This is a genomic window from Paenibacillus marchantiophytorum (assembly GCF_014640555.1).
Lineage (GTDB): Bacteria > Bacillota > Bacilli > Paenibacillales > NBRC-103111 > Paenibacillus_E > Paenibacillus_E marchantiophytorum.
Window position 1 is genome coordinate 1 of the sequence record NZ_BMHE01000069.1, and the last position, 20,195, is coordinate 20,195.

Annotated in this window: 13 protein-coding genes; 11 read left to right on the plus strand and 2 right to left on the minus strand. The window is 47.5% G+C overall.

The annotated features are described in order from the left end of the window. The first annotated feature begins 978 nt into the window (after window positions 1–978). Window positions 979–3,639 carry a PAS domain S-box protein gene (locus tag IEY34_RS33350; protein ID WP_189020183.1) on the plus strand — a complete coding sequence of 887 codons (2,661 nt, stop codon included), beginning with the start codon at window positions 979–981 and terminating at the stop codon, window positions 3,637–3,639. Window positions 3,640–3,690: 51 nt separating this feature from the next. Here the strand turns inward: IEY34_RS33350 and IEY34_RS33355 are convergent, their stop codons facing one another. Next, window positions 3,691–4,326, minus strand: coding sequence for an FMN-dependent NADH-azoreductase (locus IEY34_RS33355; protein ID WP_189020185.1), 636 nt, complete (start codon window positions 4,324–4,326; stop codon window positions 3,691–3,693). A 170-nt stretch (window positions 4,327–4,496) separates the two neighbouring features. On the opposite strand from IEY34_RS33355, the gene IEY34_RS33360 reads away from it, so the two are divergent. The 3 genes from IEY34_RS33360 (at window position 4,497) to IEY34_RS33370 (ending at window position 8,172) form a co-directional block, all read left to right on the plus strand. Next, window positions 4,497–5,207, plus strand: coding sequence for a helix-turn-helix transcriptional regulator (locus IEY34_RS33360; protein WP_229757965.1), 711 nt, complete (start codon window positions 4,497–4,499; stop codon window positions 5,205–5,207). A 903-nt stretch (window positions 5,208–6,110) separates the two neighbouring features. Further along, complete coding sequence (locus tag IEY34_RS33365; protein ID WP_189020187.1) at window positions 6,111–6,647, plus strand: PadR family transcriptional regulator; 537 nt, start codon at window positions 6,111–6,113, stop codon at window positions 6,645–6,647. A 1-nt stretch (window position 6,648) separates the two neighbouring features. After that, window positions 6,649–8,172 (plus strand): DHA2 family efflux MFS transporter permease subunit, encoded by a 1,524-nt coding sequence (locus IEY34_RS33370; protein ID WP_229757966.1) that lies wholly within the window; start codon window positions 6,649–6,651, stop codon window positions 8,170–8,172. Between the two features lie 36 nt (window positions 8,173–8,208). On the opposite strand, the gene IEY34_RS33375 is transcribed toward IEY34_RS33370, so the two are convergent. Continuing rightward, a complete protein-coding gene (locus tag IEY34_RS33375) occupies window positions 8,209–8,982 on the minus strand; it encodes an IclR family transcriptional regulator (protein WP_189020189.1) in 774 nt (257 codons plus the stop codon). Window positions 8,983–9,136: 154 nt separating this feature from the next. On the opposite strand from IEY34_RS33375, the gene IEY34_RS33380 reads away from it, so the two are divergent. The 7 genes from IEY34_RS33380 (at window position 9,137) to IEY34_RS33410 (ending at window position 20,124) form a co-directional block, all read left to right on the plus strand. Then, the gene (locus IEY34_RS33380; RefSeq protein WP_189020191.1) at window positions 9,137–10,243 is read left to right on the plus strand and encodes an alpha/beta hydrolase; all 1,107 of its coding nucleotides are present in this window, start codon (window positions 9,137–9,139) and stop codon (window positions 10,241–10,243) included. A 186-nt stretch (window positions 10,244–10,429) separates the two neighbouring features. Further along, complete coding sequence (locus IEY34_RS33385) at window positions 10,430–11,335, plus strand: phosphatase PAP2 family protein (protein WP_189020192.1); 906 nt, start codon at window positions 10,430–10,432, stop codon at window positions 11,333–11,335. Window positions 11,336–11,416: 81 nt separating this feature from the next. Next, window positions 11,417–12,769, plus strand: a complete 1,353-nt coding sequence (locus IEY34_RS33390; protein ID WP_189020194.1) for an MFS transporter — start codon at window positions 11,417–11,419, stop codon at window positions 12,767–12,769. A gap of 25 nt (window positions 12,770–12,794) precedes the next feature. Next, a complete protein-coding gene (locus IEY34_RS33395; protein ID WP_189020196.1) occupies window positions 12,795–15,053 on the plus strand; it encodes a beta-glucosidase family protein in 2,259 nt (752 codons plus the stop codon). A gap of 28 nt (window positions 15,054–15,081) precedes the next feature. Continuing rightward, entirely contained in the window at window positions 15,082–16,782 is a 1,701-nt protein-coding gene (locus IEY34_RS33400) for a glycoside hydrolase family 3 protein (protein ID WP_189020198.1), read from the plus strand. A 28-nt stretch (window positions 16,783–16,810) separates the two neighbouring features. Further along, on the plus strand, window positions 16,811–17,452 hold the full coding sequence (gene pgmB / locus IEY34_RS33405; protein ID WP_189020200.1) for a beta-phosphoglucomutase: 642 nt from the start codon (window positions 16,811–16,813) through the stop codon (window positions 17,450–17,452). A gap of 134 nt (window positions 17,453–17,586) precedes the next feature. After that, on the plus strand, window positions 17,587–20,124 hold the full coding sequence (locus IEY34_RS33410; protein ID WP_189020202.1) for a GH39 family glycosyl hydrolase: 2,538 nt from the start codon (window positions 17,587–17,589) through the stop codon (window positions 20,122–20,124). Window positions 20,125–20,195 lie beyond the last annotated feature (71 nt).

Genomic DNA, 20,195 nt, shown 5'->3' on the forward strand with positions numbered 1-20,195 from the left:
CGGCAGGTTAAACACCTGTTGGGGAAACAAAATGAGGACTCGCATACGTAAATTTTAAGAATTTCCACAAAATTTGCTAATTGGGAAGTGGGAGGGCTGGATGCAGAATGTTAATCGACGGTCTCTGTAGTTCCGCTATTACCCACGCATGCCTACTTTTTGCCTAATTAGCTTCCCCTAGTTCCCTTACTAGGTTTTGCTGCTAAGAAGAGACGGATCTATCAGGGGGGCAGCGAAGCCGTTTTTCTTATGTGTTTGGATATGTCGGGTTAACGTCTCGCTCCCATCTAGCCTCTCAATAATCTCAATCAAGACAGTAGCATTCTCCTTGGTCAGCCTTGCCAAGGGGTGGCAGTGACGTTCCAAGACGTGGATCTCATTGGATTAATCCAATGAAATCCAGAATTAGGGGCGCTAAAAATCAATTCCACTGGATAAATCCAATGGAATTCTGCACTTTGCGCCGGATCGGGGGCGTTTCAGCTATTTTCATTGGATTTATCCAATGAAAGTCGAAATAAACGCTGTTAAAGGCCATTTTCAATGGATTTTTCCAATGACAGTGACTCACCGCGGAACAATATTCCGCAGCAGAGTATATTAGTTTTCGTAGATGCGACCTCACAGCAGAGTGATTCACACAGTCGGTTATGCCACACTAAAGGATTTCACCCGTCTAACCTCTCAATCAAACCCTAGGGTATGATTGGTATAATTCCAGACAAGTAGCATTCTCCTTGGTCAGCCGTGGCATATGGCAGTGACGTTCAATGCCGCAGGGGAACGACGTGCCGCGAATCGCGCTCTCGCTCGCGCGTTTAAATAAAGCATGGATCGAGACTCCATAAGGTAAAATAAGATATGATAGAACTGTTCCTACATCTGCTAATGCGGATTGGGGACGGTTCTTTTTTGTTGCCTAATTGTTTAGGGTGACTCCCACCATGGTAAGATAGGAGTAAAGGAGATGAACTTCTGATGTCTTTATTGATGCAAATAAATTTCAATGGCGAGCCTGTATTTGAGCAAGTGTTCAATTTGGCGCCAAACGCTATTGCTTTGGCAGGCATAGATGGCAAGATCGGCAAGGTTAATGAAGCCTTCACTCAAACCCTGGGCTATTCACAGCAAAAGGCGGCTGAAATGACACTTGAGCAGCTGGTTCTGCCCGAAGATTTTCAGAGTTTCCGCACTTGTCTGGAAGAAGCACATCTTCAGAATGAACGGAACCATGAGCTCGAAATACGCTGCATTCCGAATAACGAGAGTCTGATATGGATGTCCATCAAGTTCTCATTGGTTCGCGATGGCAATGGGGACCCTCATTATTTTATCCTACATCTCACTGCGATCTCACCCCCCAAAGGCAAGGAACAGAAATTAGAGGGGATTGACGATTGGTATGATCTTATTTTCAAAAATGCCCAGGATATTATTACACTAGTCAATCCAGACGGCACCATTGAATATCTGTCTCCCTCTATTTGTGATTTGCTAGGGTATGACCCGGAAGAGTTGATTGGCAAAGACAGCAATGAACTGAATCATCCAGAAGATGTGGTGATGTTGCAGTCGGCTATTTTGTCAGATCAGCCTACGTTGACCTATCGGGCTCGTCATAAGAATGGGACTTATGTTTGGTTAGAAACAACAACCAAATTGATTCATGATGCGGAAGGTCGCCTCCAGAAGATACTGGGAATCGGACGCGATGTGACAGAACGCAAAACGTATCAGGACAGCCTCGCAGAAGCTCAGCATATCGCCGCGCTTGGCAGTTGGGAAATTGATTTTCTTGAAGAAAAAATTTCATTTTCCGAGGAATTTTATCGCATTTATCAGATATCCAAAAGTGATTTGCCATCGGACCCGACGGCTTTAGTTATGCTTATTCATCCGGAAGATAGGGGTCAATTTCAAACGTTTATTAACCAAGCTAAGCAGTTAAGTCAAGGCCCAACGAGCCTGGAATTTCGCAATTTGCAATCCGATGGTACGGTGAAATATATGCAGATCCGCGTTTCAGTTCTCTTCGATGAAGAGGGGAAGCCCATCAAGATGAGCGGTACAACGCAGGATATCACGGAACGCAAGAAAGCTGAGTTGAACCTGCAGGAGTCTGTAGAACGTTATACCTCTTTGAAGAAATACAACCATGATGCCGTCATTTCGCTGGATGTGAAGGGGACGATCATTAATACGAACGATATGGCGGCCAAGCTGACAGGCTTTAGTATTTCGGAAATGAGAGGAGAGAACATCTCCAAATTCATTGGGGAACAAAATGTTGCCCGCATCTTGTCTGGTGTGATTGAAGATGCGACGGCGGAGCGCCATATCAATGCAATCAAACACAAAGACGGCACGGAGATCGAGGTTTTGGCAACGATCGCACCGATCATCATTAATAAGAAAAACGTCGGTTATTACGTGATCGCCAAAGATATGACCGAACAGAAAACATTGCTTATCGCCAAGGAATCTGCCGAGAAAACCAATAAAGCCAAGAGTGAGTTTCTAGCGATGATGAGCCATGAAATTCGGACACCCATGAACGGGGTGATCGGCATGACCGATTTGCTGCTGCATACGACGGAGTTGGACGAAGAACAAAAAGAATATGTCCGAATCATCCATAAAAGCGGAAATTCACTCATTACGATTATCAATGATATCCTCGATTTCTCGAAGATTGAAGCGGGCAAGACGGTTCTGCAGCAGCAAGCGATGGATATCAGAGATTGCATCTCTGAAACACGCGATATTTTATTCGCAAAAGCTCAGGAGAAGAATCTGTCTATTGATATTTCAGTGAGTCCGAAGATCCCCTATACATTAATCGGTGACTATGACCGGATCAAACAAATCCTGCTGAATCTGCTTAGCAATGCTATTAAGTTCACCTATAGCGGCGGCGTTTCGATTGTAGTGGAGAATGGCATGAGTGAAAACAAGAGGCGGCAGCTTCTATTCACGATCAAGGATACGGGTATTGGCATTCCGAAAGAAAAGCTTGAGCACCTATTTAATCCTTTTTATCAGTTAGACAGCTTTATGACACGCAAATCAGAAGGAACCGGGCTCGGCTTGGCCATCAGTAAAAAGCTGGTGGGATTAATGGACGGGGATATCTGGGTTGAACATACAGACGAGCTTGGTGCAACTTTTGTTTGTACGATTTGGCTTAAGGAGCATGAACAAGCTGCCGCGTTAACGCCTTTTTCAATCGGTGAGGACATGATTAAACAACGACCGCTTAACATTTTGATAGCAGAAGATAATGAGATTAATCAGATTACACTGAGGAAAATGATCGAAAAAATGGGCCATAACACGAGTATCGCGGAAAATGGCAATCAGGTCATTCGCGCACTGGCTTATGAATCTTACGATATCATCTTTATGGACATTCGCATGCCGGAGCTTAGTGGCGTGGAAGCTACGAAGCAGATTAAGGCCAACATGCCGCCTGAGAAAATTCCTTTTATTATTGCGGTAACCGCGAATGCTTTAATGGGTGATCGTGAGAAATGCCTGGAAGCCGGCATGGATGATTACATCAGTAAGCCGATTAAAAGCGGGATTCTATTTGAAATGATTGAGAAGTATGAGAAGAAGCTGCTGCATGCGCGGGGATAAATAGCAAAGGCTGCCGACGTCGTGTCGGCAGCCTTTTGGCATAGGTAAAGCTTAGAAGCTTGCTGCAAGTTCTTTTGCTTTAACGATGGCTTTTTCTTTAATGGCTTGAGCTTGGTCAGGAGCAATAGCCATACCTTCTACAAACAGCGCTTCGAAGGAAGGAATGCCGAAGAAGAGGGAGATTTTTTTCAGGTAGCTGAAGCCACTTTCCATAGCAGCCGCTGGACCTTCCGAATAGATGCCGCCGCTTGCTTGGATGTGCAGACCTTTTTTGTTTGTCAGCAAGCCAACAGGACCTGCCTCTGTGTATTTGAAAGTTTTACCCGCAACAGCTACGGAATCGATGTAAGCTTTCAAAACTGGAGGGAAGGAGAAATTCCACATTGGGGATACAAATACATATTTATCAGCAGCAACGAATTGGTCTACAAGTGCGCCTAAGCGTGCTACTTTCGCTTTTTCTGAATCCGCTAGTTGATCAAAAGCCGTTCCGGATTGCAATTTGCCCCAAGCGCCAAATACCTCTGCGTCAATTTGAGGAATATCTTGTTGGTATAGATCCACATGAATGACTTCATCGGAAGGATTTGCTTCACGGTAAGCCTCAACGAATTCTTTACCTACTGCCAAACTATAAGAAGTCTGGTGATCGTGCGGGTGTGCTGTTACGTACAATAAAGTTGCCATTATAATACTTCCCTTCTATACCTAAAATAATTACAGTTCTCATTATAGCTTATTTTAAGTTAGTTGGCTAATATTAATTTGTTATGAACTTTCAGTACCTTACTGACGGTTGTTAACCATACTAATTTTCAGCGTTATAACAGCGTTTAACGGGCTCGCTTGGTGAAAATTTGAATAGTTACGCCGAATTTATCTACGACCAAACCAAAAGATGGGCTGAAGTAACGGAATCCTCAGCGGCCTTGAATAAATTTTACTATTACATGCCCAGCGACGTCAGGGATCGCATCGATCAAATGAAAAATCGGTTTGACCTCGTAACGCCAACCCGTCAAATGGAATCTCCCTTTCTCAAAATCTTGCTTGAAGGCGCTGTTGATCAAAAGGTAATTCTCATCGCCTATGAGGCTCAAGCAGGAGTCTCTGATCGGCACATACAGCCGATCGGTATTTATGCGAGCAATGGCCTATGGTATTGCCCTGCCTATTGCTTTCTCCGCAAGGATTTTCGCGTGTTTCGATGTGACCGGATGCATGCCGCGCAAATCGATACCTCAGAAACGGAGCCCGTAGATCTTAGAGATATCCATCTAGGGAATAGGGAGACGGTTGGTCATATGGAGCAAGCCATGATTCCGATGTCTGCCTACCTCACTAAGGAAGGGGTCACGGCTTGTGAATCGGAAGTGTGGTCATTCTCCAAACTGCGTATCCATGAGAATGGTACAGGCTCACTGAATGGCGCGATTCCTAAGAGCGACATCCCGTTCTACGCGAAGTTTTTCATTGGACTGGGGAATGATGTAAAAGTTGAGCAGCCGCAAGAATTAATAGAGACGATAAAGCGGATGCTTCATGAAATATTGGCTAATTACGGATGATTGCGCACCGTCATGCAGTTTGCCTATTATTTAGAAAGCGATAAAACCTAACCTCTAAACGCGATCGCTCATCTTTGAATGGCCTCGATAGAGGTTTTCTCACTGAGGTCCACCGCAGACTTTGCTTTAGTAGTTTTCGGTATCAGAGGGCATCTAATGAACTGTAGGATGCTTATAGACCTGAAAATGGCTACTTTGGAGAATTAATGAACTGGATTAACGCTATCGAGCAAATTTTAGGCGGAAAGGTGATCATTTGCTTGAAATAGGGCATCAGGGATTCATTAGAATTTGAGAATGAGTGATTTTGACCGAATAAAGGGTATTGAGTTCGTTAGGGAGCTTGCCACCGCCGGTAACTGTTTCATACGGAGATAAGGGAACGTCAAGCCGCTATTCTAGTCAAAAGTGTTATTATCGCGGGGGAGGGGGAACTGCAGGGCGCTATCTTGCTGTTTGCCAACGAAATTCAGCGCTTTTATTGGAAATAAGACCCTGCAGTTCCGCTATGACCCTCGCATCCCAGCTTTTTGCCTAAATAGAGTTCTAAAGTTCCCTTAATTGCGCTTTGGGAAAGGGGGACATGCACCCCACCTCATCCAGATGTCCGAGCACACAATTATTGAGAACCTAGCCGCAGGCTAGGTTCTCAATAATTGTGTGCTGTTTGGATGAAACGGAATTACCTCATTATCTCGAGGAACGATGATCAGCTAGTTGTACACAATCGGCTGCTTGGACCATCTCGAGGAACGACGATCCGCGAAGACAACATGTTGCGCTTCACGCCTCCGTATTAAGATTTCATAAATATGAAATTAACTATATTGACATGATATATATCGGAATGATATATTAACTTCCGTAATATAAATCTGAGAAGGAACTTGGAGGCTTTACAACATGAACAGTCAGGATGTCATTCTAGGTATGCTTATGAAACGTTCGTTATCCGGCTACGAAATCAAACAACTATTTGAAAGCTTATTCTCCTATTTCTATAACTCGAGCTACGGCACGATTTATCCGATGCTTCACCGGTTGGAGAAGGAGGAGCTGATAACGAAGGAAAACGTGCTTCAAGAAGGGAAGCCGAATAAAAATGTGTACACCATCACGGACAAAGGAAAAAGCCAATTTACAGACTATTTATTAAGTCCTGTGGAGTCCGATAGTGTGAAATCAGATTTTTTGATGAGGCTTTATTTTGGTCAGCATGTTGGCTATGAGAAAGTGCTGTCCTGGCTGACGAAGGAGCAAGTACATGCTCAGAAGCAATTTGATGATTTAACTGAGAAATATGCGCTTTACCATGATCAAATGCATCCTGCCCAGATTATTTGCATCCAAATTGGGATCAAGGAATATCAGGCGAAGCTGGAAGTGATTCGCGAGGGTATGGTTAGTATTCAACAATGCCAACAAGAGGAGAGGGATTAAATTGAACGGATCAAGTTCAAACAAGAAACTGATTATTTTAGCCATGGCGCTAGGATTATTGATGTCATCGCTGGATAACACGATTGTGGCTTCCTGCATCAGTAAATTAAGTGAGGATTTCAACGTTTTTGATAAAATTAGCTGGGTATTCACCGCCTACATGCTAGCGGCCACGAGCACGATGTTAATATTCGGAAAAATGTCTGATTTATTCGGCAGAAAAATGTTCTATATGATCGGGATTGGCCTGTTTCTAATCGGTTCCGCCTTGTGTGGTGTCGCTCAAAGTGTCGATCAATTGATCTGGTTTCGGGTCATTCAGGGCATCGGCTCAGGCGCCTTATTCCCGATTAGTTTCACGATTATTTATACGATTTTTAGCGATCCTAAGGATGCCGCCAAAATGTCGGGGGTTTTCGGAGCGATCTTCGGACTTTCTTCTGTAGCCGGTCCTCAATTAGGCAGTTTTATTGCCGAACATCTAGGTTGGAGATGGAATTTCTATATCAATGTACCAATCGGGTTGGCTTCCATGATTGTACTGATGATTGCGCTCAAAGAGACGCGCTCGGAACGTAAACCCAAAATCGATTATTTGGGAACAATCTTCCTCGTCATCACAACCGTTTCCTTGATGTTGGCTCTGGAGTGGGGCGGCAAGGATTATGCGTGGAGCTCTTGGCAGGAAATCGGCTTGTTCGCCGTATCGGTCATCTTTGGCACTCTGTTTATTATCGTCGAACTGCGTGCTTCCGAGCCCGTACTTCCGCTGAGCATTTTCAAAAATAAAATGGTTCTCGGAACCAGCATTATCGTCTTCTGCCAGGGTGTGCTGATGTTCTCAGCCATCACGTATCTCCCAATCTTTACGGTGGCAGTGTTAGGCCACGCGAATTCGAATGGCGTACTGACGCCAATGATGGCTTCTTTAATAGCTGGAGCGATCCTCTTCGGCTTCCTGCAATCCAAATTTGCATTCCGCACGCTGATGCTTGTCAGTATGTCGATGACGATTATCGTCGCGTGGCTGCTGACCACCGTGAGCAGCGATGCTTCCAGTGGCTATATGATCCTCCTCATGATTTTGCTCGGTTTGGGAGCGATCGGACCGCTGATGAGTGTCGCGCAAAGTTCGATTGCCGCGAATGTAGATCCCAAATATATGGGCGTCAGCTCCTCAATCGTTGGCTTCTGGCGCAGCATTGGCGGTATCATGGGCGCTTCGATTATGGCGACGATTGTGAACAATAATCTCCACCAATTGATCACCGATGGCGCGGCCAAAGCGGGCATTCCTGCGGATAAAATCAGTACGCTGGCCAACCCGGAGCTGCTCATGCGGGCAGGCGGCACAATCTCGCCAGAGATTCGCGAGTTTCTGCAGACTGCGCTGGCAACAGCCATTAACCACGGTTTTATTCTCAGCATCTGCATTGGCATCGTGGGCTTCATTACCGCGTTGTTCGTGGGAGCGAGCCGACTTGAGGCGAGCAAGAAGCAGCAAACCAGCGCTGTGCATGTGTAAAAAAGATTGCGTCCACCCTTCCGGGTGGGCGCTTTTTCACTTCAGATACCCAAACTGCCGGGATATTTCTTTGGCTGTTTTCACAACTTTATGGGTACAGGAGGCGATTTGGGTCTCATCCATGCGCTGCAACGGGGCAATTAACGTGAGTGCGGAAATGACCTGACCAGTGGAGTCCCTGATGGGAGATGAGATGGAGACCAGGTTCTCGATGAATTCTCCGTTATTCACACAGTAATCTTGCTTCCGGATTTGTTGAAGCTGGTCTTTCAACTTGGACGGGTCGGTAATCGTTTTGGATGTATAAGCCGTAAGTGGGCGGTTCAGCAGTTTGTTCACTGCCGATTCATCTTGAAAGGCTAAAAGCATTTTACCAGAGCTTGTACAGTGGAGAGGATTTCTTCCGCCGACATATGCGGCAATGTCTTCTTTCCTGGAGCTATCTATTTGAAAAATGTACGAGACTTCGTTTTCTTCTAAAACAGCCACTCGAAGAGCTTCGGACGTTTCGCGGGCAAGTCGCTCGATCAGGGGACGAGCTGCTTCTGTTAAGTCCACATAAGATGTAACCATAACGTGGTACAGGGATACAATTCGTTGGCCTAATCTATATTTATGGGTGACGGGGTCTTGGAAGACAAAGCCTTCGTTCAGCAAGGTGGAGAGCAATCGACTGGTTGTGCTTTTGCCTAGACCCAATTCATGGGCCAATTCCGTCAGCCGTTTTTCGGGTGTTTTTACGGTAAACAGCTTTAATAAACTCAAGGCATTTTGAACAGATAGAAGCAGCTGGGGATTGGTATTCGGCACGTCGATGCCCCCTCCTAATAATAATTAAAATTCCTGTTCCGTATATAGGAACAATTGCGTTGTTAGGTCATCAATTGCCTATTATTATACATACATAAGAGCTCTTATCCAATGAAGTTTCACTAAATCAGATGAGCGTAGGGAGATGTTTATCATGGGAAATAAAGAACAATATGCCGAATTAGTTTTGATTTTAGAAGAAAAGGCTGTGGCCTCGAAGCGCAGTGGATACGATTATGTGGTTAAGCCGATTCCAGATTCGGATATCCCGGGGCAGCTAGATCCACGCGTATACGCGGTTCAACAGCAGCAGGCAGCATTCATGGCGTCCGCGGATAAACCGCAGCTTGACCCTTCGGATATGACAAGTTTTGTGAAAACAATTCGAACTGTGTTTGGTTGGCAGAACGAGGATATTACTCGGACGAAAGTTGATACCGCTTACAAGACGATAAATGGGTCCAATGGTCTGATTTCCTTACGGATTTATACCCCGCCCCAAGAAGGTCTCAAGCCAGCGATCGTGTTCTTTCATGGCGGGGGCTTTATTGGGGGAACCGTTGATGTCGTCGAGCATCCCTGCCAAGCATTGGCGGAAAAATCGGGAGCCGTTGTCATCTCGGTAGATTACCGATTAGCGCCGGAGCATGCGTTCCCTGCGGGACTAACCGATTGTTTTGAAGCTGTGCAATGGGTGTATGAGCATGCCCGCGAAATTGGTGCAGATCCTCAGAAAATTGCCGTGTCTGGTGATAGCGCCGGGGGTAATTTGGCGACGGTTTGCGCCTTGATGGATCGTGACCAAGGAACTGGCATGATTAAATATCAAGCGCTCATCTATCCGACCGTGAACATGGCGGGCATCGAAACGGAGGATTTCAAATGGAGCTTGGACGCCTATGATATTCAGCATCATCAAGAGCTCATTATTCCCTCTGTTGAAGGGTTGGGCGGAATGAGCCAGATCATTCTAGGTCTATATTTGCAAAATAATGCGGAGCCATCAAACCCTTATTTCTCTCCCTTGTTGGCAGAGAATCTAAGCGGCATGCCAGCAACGTTGATCGTAGTGGGGGAATATGACTACCTAAGACTTGAGTGCGAGGCGTATGCCCGCAAGCTTACCCGTTCCGGCGTTGCAACGAAGCTGATTCAGTACAATGGCATGGATCATGCCTTTTTGGATAAGACAGGATTATATCCGCAGGCAGAAGATTGCACCAAGGAAATCGCCAAAGAGATCAAACGTCTATTTGCCTAAGCGATATCGTTATTCAGACAGCTGCGCGGCCTTCCGTCGATGAGATGACGGGGGGCCTATGGTTAAAATTCACCGTAGTTTTCGTTATTATTCGCCTATCGGAGTGGGGAGGGGCACCTTTATAATTTGATTTGAAAGCGTTTTCTTTTGAGCTTAGAGTTAGGAATTAGAAGGGGGCAAGCGAAGATGGCGACAACGGGGACAAAGCGGTTTATTTGGGGATTCTTGCTGGTATGGATCATCTTGATGGCGATATTTACATTTACGGATTTGCAAGTATCCCAAATGCTCTACAATGAGGAACATTCCAAGTTTGGCTGGTTTTTTGAGGTATATGGCGAACACCCTGCGTTCATTGTGTTATTTGCATCAGGCAATATTCTGTTTAGTACAGTTCGAGAGGCGCAATGGGTTAAAAAAATGCTGGTTCGTCTGGTAGCTGGTATGTTCATCCTCATGGGTGGATTCAGTATGTTCTTCATGGCCCTGAACCGCGGATTTGAGCTCGCTGGAGGCGGTGTTATGCTCATTAGCCTAGCCTCTGCGGTGTTACTAGCAGTGATCCTTCAATGGATGCTAAAGCAAGTATCCGTAGAAAAGCTAAGTGCGTATAACAGGGCTGCCTGGGCAGGAATTGTTATCGTATTTGCGGAGATTATGGTTGTGAATGTGCTGAAGATCTTTTGGGGAAGAATGCGGTTTCGCAATATGGAGGGTGACTATTCACAGTTCACAAGGTGGTTCCTTCCGCAAGGCATTCAGGAGAACGGAGTCACGGCTGAGGCGCATAAATCGTTTCCTTCGGGCCACTCCGCCAACGGTTGGACGATGATGGTATGGATGCTTTTTATGCCTTTCGTGAACAAATGGCGCAGCATCATGCTTGTCGTTGCGATGGCTTGGGGATTATGCACATCAACGAGCCGGGTCATCATGGGAGATCATTTCGCAACAGATGTACTCTCAGGGGCATTTATCACGATCACTTCTATGCTGCTAATCTGTAAACTGATGAAAGTAGATGTGTATCTCGCTATGCAAACGAATGCATCCATTTCCCTAAAAGATAAAAATACCCCCTATTTTCGATAAAATACGGAAGGCTTTAAAAGCGCAGTACCTTTACAATGAAATTAAGAAAGCGCTAACAAGAAGAGTTGAGGAGATGCTATCATGAGTCAAATTCAAGTGCCATGGAGAGAGCGAATTAGCTACGGTCTAGGCGATACAGCGTCAAATCTGATTTTCCAAATGACAACGCTTTATCTGATGTACTTTTATACGGATGTCTTTGGGCTGAACGCTGCGGCGGTAGCTACCTTATTTCTTGTTGCACGTGTGATAGATGCGATCGCTGAGCCGTTTATTGGCGTCATGATCGACCGCACCCAAACGAAGTGGGGCAAATGCAGACCGTATTTCCTTTGGCTTGCTGTCCCTTTCGGGATTACAGCGGTCCTTATGTTTTTGACGCCGGATTTTGGCGATACAGGCAAACTTATATACGCATACATTACGTACACGGTTCTCGGACTTATGTATTCTGGGATCAATTTGCCATTGTCGGCGATTCTGCCAAGTCTGACGAGCGATTCCAACGAGCGCACAGTGGTCAACACGGTTCGCATGATATTCGCTGTGGTTGGGGTCATTACGGTAAGCGCTGGAACGATGCCGCTTGTGAATGCATTTGGCGGAGGGAACCAGGCCAAGGGATTTATTGTCACGATGGTTATGTTCGCGGTTATTGCTATTCTGCTCTTCCTGAATATGTTTGTTAACACCAAAGAACGAGTTCATGCGATCGATGAGAAGCCGCTCCCCATGCGAGTCGGGGTCAAGGCGCTCAAAGGCAATACACCGTGGCTGATCATGCTGCTGATGAGTTTGTTTCTGTGGATCTCATCTTCCATTCAAGGACAGACAAGTATTTATTACATGACGTACTATATCAAAAAGCCGGAGCTCATTCCTGTTGTGAACTCCATGCAGTTGCTCATGATCGTTTCGATGGTGTTCGCTCCAATGGCTGTAAGAAAAATCGGGAAACGGAACACGATTATTATTGGATCTGTCATTTCCATCTTTGGCTACATCATCGCCATTATTGGAGGGAATTCGCTGTCTGTGCCGCTGCTACTGTCCGGGCTGCTCATAAGTGGGCTTGGCTTGGGGGCAGGTGCAGGTCTTATCTTTGCTATGATGGCGGATACGGTCGATTATGGGGAATGGAAGTCCGGTGTGCGGGCGCAAGGTCTGCTGTATTCAGCCGCAAGCTTCGGGGTCAAAGTTGGCATGGGACTCGGCGGTGCCCTTGGCGGCTGGATCTTGTCGATGGGCGGTTATGTGGCAAACAGCTCGGCGCAGTCAGAATCGGCCTTAGCAGCGATCTCATTCAATTATTTATGGGCGCCAATCATTGGTCAAATCATTATGATTATACTGCTTTTGTTCTATCGTCTTGACAAGATTCAACCCCTCATGTTGAAGGAACTGCAGGAACGCCGCAACCAAGCGGCTGCTTAACTAGATGACAAGGAGAGAAACCCAGATGAAATCAAACATACAAGAACTTATTGCGCAAATGACGTTGGAGGAAAAAGCGGGTATGTGTTCCGGACTCGATTTTTGGCGGACCAAAGCTGTCGAGCGCCTGGGGATTCCGTCCATCATGATGACGGATGGTCCCCACGGGCTGCGCAAGCAGCGATCGGGCAGCGATCATTTGGGCATCTTCGACAGCGTCCCCGCTACTTGTTTCCCGGCAGGGGCCGGCATCGCTTGCTCCTGGGATCGAGAGCTGATTCAACAGGTTGGCGCAGCAATCGGGGAAGAGTGTCAAGCCGAAGAGGTTGCGATTTTGCTCGGACCTGGCGCGAACATTAAGCGTTCTCCACTATGCGGCCGCAATTTTGAATATTTTTCGGAAGATCCATTCCTTTCCTCTGAGATGGCTGCGGGCCATATTAACGGTGTACAAAGCCAAGGTGTGGGCACATCGCTCAAGCATTTTGCTGCCAACAATCAAGAACACCGGCGTATGTCAGTTGACGCTATTGTGGATGAGCGCACACTGAGAGAAATTTATTTGGCAAGCTTCGAAGGTGCTGTGAAGAAGGCGCAGCCTTGGACCGTCATGAGTGCTTACAACCAAGTGAACGGCGTGTATGCTTCGGAAAATCCTTATCTGTTAACTGATATTTTAAAAAATGAGTGGGGGCATGAGGGTTTCATCGTTTCCGACTGGGGGGCCGTCAATGAGCGTGTGAGTGGGCTGGCCGCGGGCTTGGAACTGGAAATGCCGGCAAGCAGTGGCGCCGGTGATCAGAAGATTATCGAAGCCGTGCGCGGTGGGGCATTGTCTGAAGAAACACTGGATCGAGCTGTGGGTCGCTTGCTAGCTATTATTTTCAAAGCGGTTGAGAATCGTAAGGCGAATGCTTCTTATGATCCTCAGGCGCATCACGAATTAGCCAGAGTGGCCGCGAGAGAAAGCATGGTGCTGCTCAAGAATGAGAGCAGCCTGCTGCCTCTGAAGCGCGAAGGCGCGTACGCGATTCTTGGTGATTTCGCTCGTAATCCGCGCTATCAAGGCGGAGGCAGCTCGCACATCAAGCCTACCCAGTTGGATGATATTTACGAGAGCATTCGCAAGGAAGCCGGCGCGGCGCAGCTATCCTATGCGCAGGGTTACGAGGGCGATCGCGATGAGCCGAATCCGGAGCTCATCGCGCAAGCGGTGCAAGCGGCTTCGCAAGCTGACGCCGCGATTGTGTTCGTCGGATTGCCGGAGCGCTACGAATCCGAGGGCTATGACCGGAATCATCTGCGGATTCCGGCAAGCCACGTCCGCCTCATCGAGGCTGTGGCGGACGTTCAACCGAACGTTGTCGTCGTGCTAAGCAACGGCTCCGCGATTGAGATGCCTTGGCTCGGCCGCGTCAAGGCTGTGCTGGAGGGCTACCTCGGGGGGCAAGCCCTCGGCGGCGCCATAGCCGATCTGCTGTTCGGCAATGTTAGCCCATCCGGCAAGCTGGCGGAGACATTCCCGCAGCAGCTTGCGCACAACCCTTCCTTCTTGAATTTCCCCGGCGAGGGGGATCGTGCAGCCTATCAGGAAGGCCTGTTCGTCGGATACCGTTACTATGATGCGAAGCGGATCGTTCCGCTGTTCCCATTTGGCCACGGTCTGAGCTATACGACGTTCGTTTACTCTGATCTTGAGCTAAGCACGAACAGCATCCAAGATACCGACACGCTGCAGGTTAGCTTGAAGGTTACGAATACCGGCGCTATGCAAGGTAAAGAAGTTGTCCAGTTATATGTCAAAGATATCATCAGTCGTGTCGTGCGACCTGACAAGGAGCTGAAAGGCTTCGCGAAGGTAGAGCTTTTGCCTGGTGAAACGAAAACAGTAACCTTCACGCTGGATCAAAGAGCATTTGCCTATTACAACGTCGAGTTGAAGGATTGGCATGTAGAAACAGGGGAATTCGAGATTCTTGTTGGGCATTCTTCTCAAGAAATCGTGCTTACAGAGCGAGTTGTCGTGGAATCCACTGTCGTGCTGCCCAAAGCGTACACCCGTCATTCAACAGTCGGCGACCTGATGGGCGATCCACAAGGAGCCGCAATCATTCAATCCATGATGAATCAAGCTGGAGGCATGATGTCGATGCTGCAGGATGGGTCGGACATGATGCTGGCGATGATGCAGAATATGCCGCTTCGGGCGCTTGTCACGTTCAGCCAAGGTGCATTGACGGAGCAAGGATTGGACGATTTGCTGAAACATCTGAACACCAAATAGAGATATCAAGGAGAGAGAGGAATTAGCCATGATTAATTTGAAGGCACAACCGTTTCATTTGAACGATGAAGAGATTAAATGGGTCACACAAACCTTGGCATCCATGGATGTAGCGACGAAGGTGGGGCAGCTATTCTGCCCCATCGGGTTTACTGATGATAAGGAGCAGCTTGCGCTTTTGACCCAAGGGATCAAGATCGGTGGCATCATGTTTCGCCCAGGGCCAGGGGAAAGCGTACAAGAAACACACCGCTATCTACAGGAAACATCGGATATTCCTTTGCTGATAGCCGCTAACTTGGAAGCAGGCGGCAACGGCTCCGCCGTGGACGGCACTTTCTTCGGAAAGCAACTGCAGGTCGCGGCGACGGATAATACGGAGATGGCTCGCAAGCTGGGAACCATCGCGGCAAGGGAAGGCGGCGCGGTTGGCTGCAACTGGGCGTTCGCGCCGATTCTGGATATTGATTATAATTTCCGCAATCCCATAACCAACGTGAGAACGTTCGGTTCAAATCCGGAGCGGGTAACCCGCATGAGCAAAGCATACACGCAAGTCATACAGGAACATGGAATGGCTGTATCCATTAAGCATTTTCCAGGCGATGGGGTGGACGAGCGGGATCAGCATTTATTAACGTCTATCAATTCCCTCTCGATTGAGGAGTGGGACAACACGTTTGGCAAGGTGTATCAGGAATGTATTGAAGCTGGGGCCCACACGGTCATGGTTGGGCACATTGCCCATCCCGCTTATTCCAGACATTTGCGTCCTGATATCGCAGACTTGGAAATTATGCCGGCCACATTGGCGCCGGAACTTCTGAACGATTTGCTGCGCGAGAAACTGGGCTTCAATGGATTGATTACGACGGATGCTACACCGATGGCTGGCTTCACCATGGCGATGAAACGTGAGCTCGCAGTTCCAACCTCGATAGCAGCGGGTTGCGATATGTTTCTTTTTAACAAAAATCTCGAAGAAGACTTTGGCTTTATGATGAAAGGGATCGAGACCGGCATCCTGACGGAAGCTAGGGTTGATGAAGCGGTCACTCGGATCCTCGGCGTCAAAGCCGCGCTGGGACTTCATCGGAAGAAGCAGGAAGGAACACTCGTGCCAGGCAAAGAGGCGTTGGCCGTCCTCCGCTGCGAGGAGCATGTTGGCTGGGCTCAAGAGTGCGCGGATCAATCCGTGACGCTGGTCAAGGACACGCAGCAACTGCTGCCGATCAATCCAGAGCGTCACAAGCGTCTGCTTCTTTTTACACTGGGGGGCGAGGAAGGTTTATTCGGCGGATCCGATATAGCGCCCTATTTCATTTCCAAATTGGAAGCTGAAGGTTTCGAGGTAAACCTGTACGATAAGAAAAACTTGGATCTAAGGGCTATGTTCAGTGGGGTAAAGGCGTTAACAGATCAATACGATGCTGCTGTCTATTTATCGAATCTGGAGACACACAGTAATCAAACGGTCGTGCGCATTAATTGGGCGCCGCCATTCGGGGCTGATATGCCGTGGTTTATCGCGGAGCTGCCGACCGTCTTCATTTCCGTAGCGAACCCGTATCATCTGTTGGATGTGCCGCGCGTACCAACGTTCATTAATGCCTATTCGCCAAGCGATTATGTGGTGGATGCGCTCTTAGAGAAGCTGGTGGGACGGTCCTCTTTCAAAGGTGTAAACCCGGTTGATCCTTTTTGCGGCTATTGGGATACGCGTCTGTAAGCAGACCGCGCATGAGGAGGTTACCCTAATGAGGATACAAGCCGTAATTTTTGATTTAGATGGGGTTCTTGTTCACACGGATCGCTATCACTATGAGGCTTGGCAGCAGTTGGCTGACGAGGAAGGCATTTCGTTCGATGTATCCATCAATGATCGTCTGCGAGGCGTGAGTCGGATGGAGAGTTTGGACATCATTTTGGAGAAAAGTTTACGAAGCTACACCAAATCGGAGAAAGAGGCATTAGCTGATCGGAAAAACGGGTATTACCGTGAGCTGCTCCATCAGTTGACGCCTTCTGATGCGGCGGATAGCGCGGTTAGCTGTATCGATTCTTGCAGGCGGCACGGAGTCAAGATTGCCATTGGTTCGAGCAGCCGGAACACACCGATTATTCTGGAGAGAATCGGACTCGCGCATGCCTTCGATGCGATAGCTGACGGCAATCAGATTGCGCGGAGCAAACCAGATCCGGAGGTCTTTCTGTTGGCGGCGCAGCAGCTCGGCGTAGACCCGGCGCATTGTCTCGTTGTGGAAGACGCGGAAGCCGGTCTAGCCGCAGCTGAACGCGCCGGGATGTCGAAGGCGGCAATTGGCGCTGCGTACGAGAGCCCGCTTGCAGACTTTAGACTCCGAAGCCTAGCTGAGCTGGCAGGGATTTTATTTGAATAAATTAAAGCGGTTGAGTAGGCAAGCTACTCGATCGCTTTTTTGTGTGTCTGACGTAGGATGTCTGACGGATTCCATGTTATTTGGACGTATGTAGGACTATAATAGGAGTAATTAGGACGACAGGAGGAGGAAAGGTGCAAAGTTACACTTACGAGAATATTGAAACGGACGAGCATCTGCCGGTTCATCTGTTTTTGCACAGCACACACCAAGTTCCGAACCATTGGCATGACAGTATCGAAATATTGTTCGTACTCAAGGGGAAACTGCAGCTTTTCACGAAAGACCGATATACCGAATTGAATGAAGAGGATCTATTTCTGATAAATGCGAATGACATTCACGCGATTGAAGCTGAAGAAAATAATTTGGTTCTGGCGCTGCAAATTCCAATCGCCTATCTTATTCAGGTTGAGCCCCTGATCGATCGGATGTCGTTTCTATGCAACTCTGCTGCCTACGGTCGTGGGGAACAGATGGCCTTCGATGAGCTTCGCGCCCTGTTAGCCGAAATGATGCTGCTCCATAATAAACGTCCGCAAGGCTTCGCGCTGCGCATTCAATCGCTGCTGCTAAACTTGACCTACTTGCTCGTGCAGAATTTTCGGGTGACAGACCAGAGCTCGGAGAAGTTGGATAATAAGCACCGGGAGCGGCTGCTGCGCATTACTTCTTACGTCAAAGAGAACTACAATCGGTCGATCAATGTTCAGCAATTGGCGCAGCAGGAGTATTTGACGGTTCCGTATTTATCTCGGTTTTTCAAGGAGTACATGGGCACCTCTTTTACCAAATATGTGAATGCAGTACGTTTGGACAAAGCGGTGAAAGATATGATACTGACGAATTTATCCATTACGCAGATTGCCCATGACCATGGCTTTCCTAACCTGAAATCGTTCAATGCCGTGTTTAAAGAATTTTATCGGCAAACGCCGGGCGAATATCGCAAAACGATTTTGGACGGACGCAGCGTGTTCCAGAAGCACAGTACGCATCATTTTAACTATTTTGAAATGAATCCGTCACACGCGTTCGAGTCGCTCTTTAAATATCTCCCGAGCAAGGCGGTCCAAGAGGCGCCGATCCTGCAGGGAGCTCAGCATGTTAATAAGCGGATAGAGAACGTTAAGATAGGTGCGGCATCCCCTACTAAAGTTGCTCATACTTGGAAGACACTCATGACAGTAGGGAAGGCCAAAGAGGTGCTGTATGCTGAGGTGCAGAGGCACATCCAGCGAGTGCAGCGAGAAATAGGCTTCTCGTATATTCGCTTTCACGGTATTTTTGATGATGACATGATGATCTACGGCGTTAATGAACGGGGGGAAGTCAGCTTAAACTTTGCTTATTGCGATTTATTGTTTGATTTCTTGCTTTCCAGCGGATTGAAGCCATTTCTAGAGCTTTCCTTTTTGCCCAAAGAGCTGGCAGGACCGGATAGCACCACTGTTTTTTATAAAAAAAGTTATGTAGGCAGTCCCATTGATCTTGGCAAATGGAACGAAATGATTCATCAATTTATTAAGCACTATGTGCGTAAATATGGTATCCATGAAGTGAGGCAATGGTACTTCGAGGTGTGGAACGAACCGGATATCCACATTTTCTGGCCGGATACTTATGAAGCTTATTGCGAATTGTTCGTCTCTACGCATCGCACGATTAAATCTATACATCCTGAGTTTCGTGTCGGGGGACCTGGCCTATTGTCGATTACGTTGATGCGAGAGGAGTGGGTGACTCGATTCTTGCGGGATGTGCAGGCGCGGCAAGCAGAGCCTGATTTTATTTCCTTTCATAGCTATCCGTATGATGATGCAATCGGCTTTTCAACGGATATACAGATCGATTTTGAGCGCTTTCCTAATCTGATTTTTCAGAGCATTGAATTGACGGCAAATGCTGAGTATCTCTCTCAGGTGATTGCCAAATTAAAAGAAACGGTGGCTGCTTCAGCGCTAAGCGGCAGACCTGAATTGCATATGACGGAATGGAATGCCACGGGTTCACACCGGGATTTGGTCAATGATACGTGTTATAAAGCGGCTTATATTGTGAAAAATGTGCTGGAAAATATGGATGAACTTCATAGCTTCGGCTACTGGACAGCGACAGATCTGCTCGAAGAGTTTAAGCTGTCATCGGAATTGTTTCACGGCGGTCTTGGCTTGATGACCTATAACGGCATACCGAAGGCTGCCTTCTTTGCTTATAAGTTTCTTGCCAAATTAGGCAACCAATGCGTTAGTCGTGGTGAAGGATACTACGTCGCCAGCAGTGACAGAGGACTGCAGATACTAATGTATGCCTATGTGAACATGGATGCAATGTATCGCAAAGGCGAGGCGTCCTTCATAAGTCGTACCAACAGATACGATGTGTTCGAAGAAGCAGCCCCGACAGAGCTAAGGCTGGAGCTAATGGGGATTCAACCGGGAACCTACAGGCTCATCAGGCATAAACTCAATCAGTTAAATGGCAGCGCTTTCGATCTGTGGGTGAAAATGGGGTCTCCGGCTCATCTCGATGCGGATGCTCTGGCCTATTTAACACAAGCGAGCTGTCCAGAATTGACGGTTGAGACAATTGTCATCGATAGCAGCGGTATGTACACGTTAGTAAGCACGTTGTCGCCACACGAAGTGCAGTTGGTGGAACTGATCGAGTAAACAGTGCGCAGATTACTAGGATAGCCAAAAGAGGTTGTCCCCTGAGTCATTGAATGACTAAGGAAACAACC

Coding starts and splice junctions, on each gene's coding strand:
- IEY34_RS33350 (WP_189020183.1), top strand. CDS start 979: ATGTCTTTATTGATGCAAATAAATTTCAATGGCGAGCCTGTATTTGAG.
- IEY34_RS33355 (WP_189020185.1), bottom strand. CDS start 4,326: ATGGCAACTTTATTGTACGTAACAGCACACCCGCACGATCACCAGACT.
- IEY34_RS33365 (WP_189020187.1), top strand. CDS start 6,111: ATGAACAGTCAGGATGTCATTCTAGGTATGCTTATGAAACGTTCGTTA.
- IEY34_RS33380 (WP_189020191.1), top strand. CDS start 9,137: ATGGGAAATAAAGAACAATATGCCGAATTAGTTTTGATTTTAGAAGAA.
- IEY34_RS33385 (WP_189020192.1), top strand. CDS start 10,430: ATGGCGACAACGGGGACAAAGCGGTTTATTTGGGGATTCTTGCTGGTA.
- IEY34_RS33390 (WP_189020194.1), top strand. CDS start 11,417: ATGAGTCAAATTCAAGTGCCATGGAGAGAGCGAATTAGCTACGGTCTA.
- IEY34_RS33395 (WP_189020196.1), top strand. CDS start 12,795: ATGAAATCAAACATACAAGAACTTATTGCGCAAATGACGTTGGAGGAA.
- IEY34_RS33400 (WP_189020198.1), top strand. CDS start 15,082: ATGATTAATTTGAAGGCACAACCGTTTCATTTGAACGATGAAGAGATT.
- pgmB (WP_189020200.1), top strand. CDS start 16,811: ATGAGGATACAAGCCGTAATTTTTGATTTAGATGGGGTTCTTGTTCAC.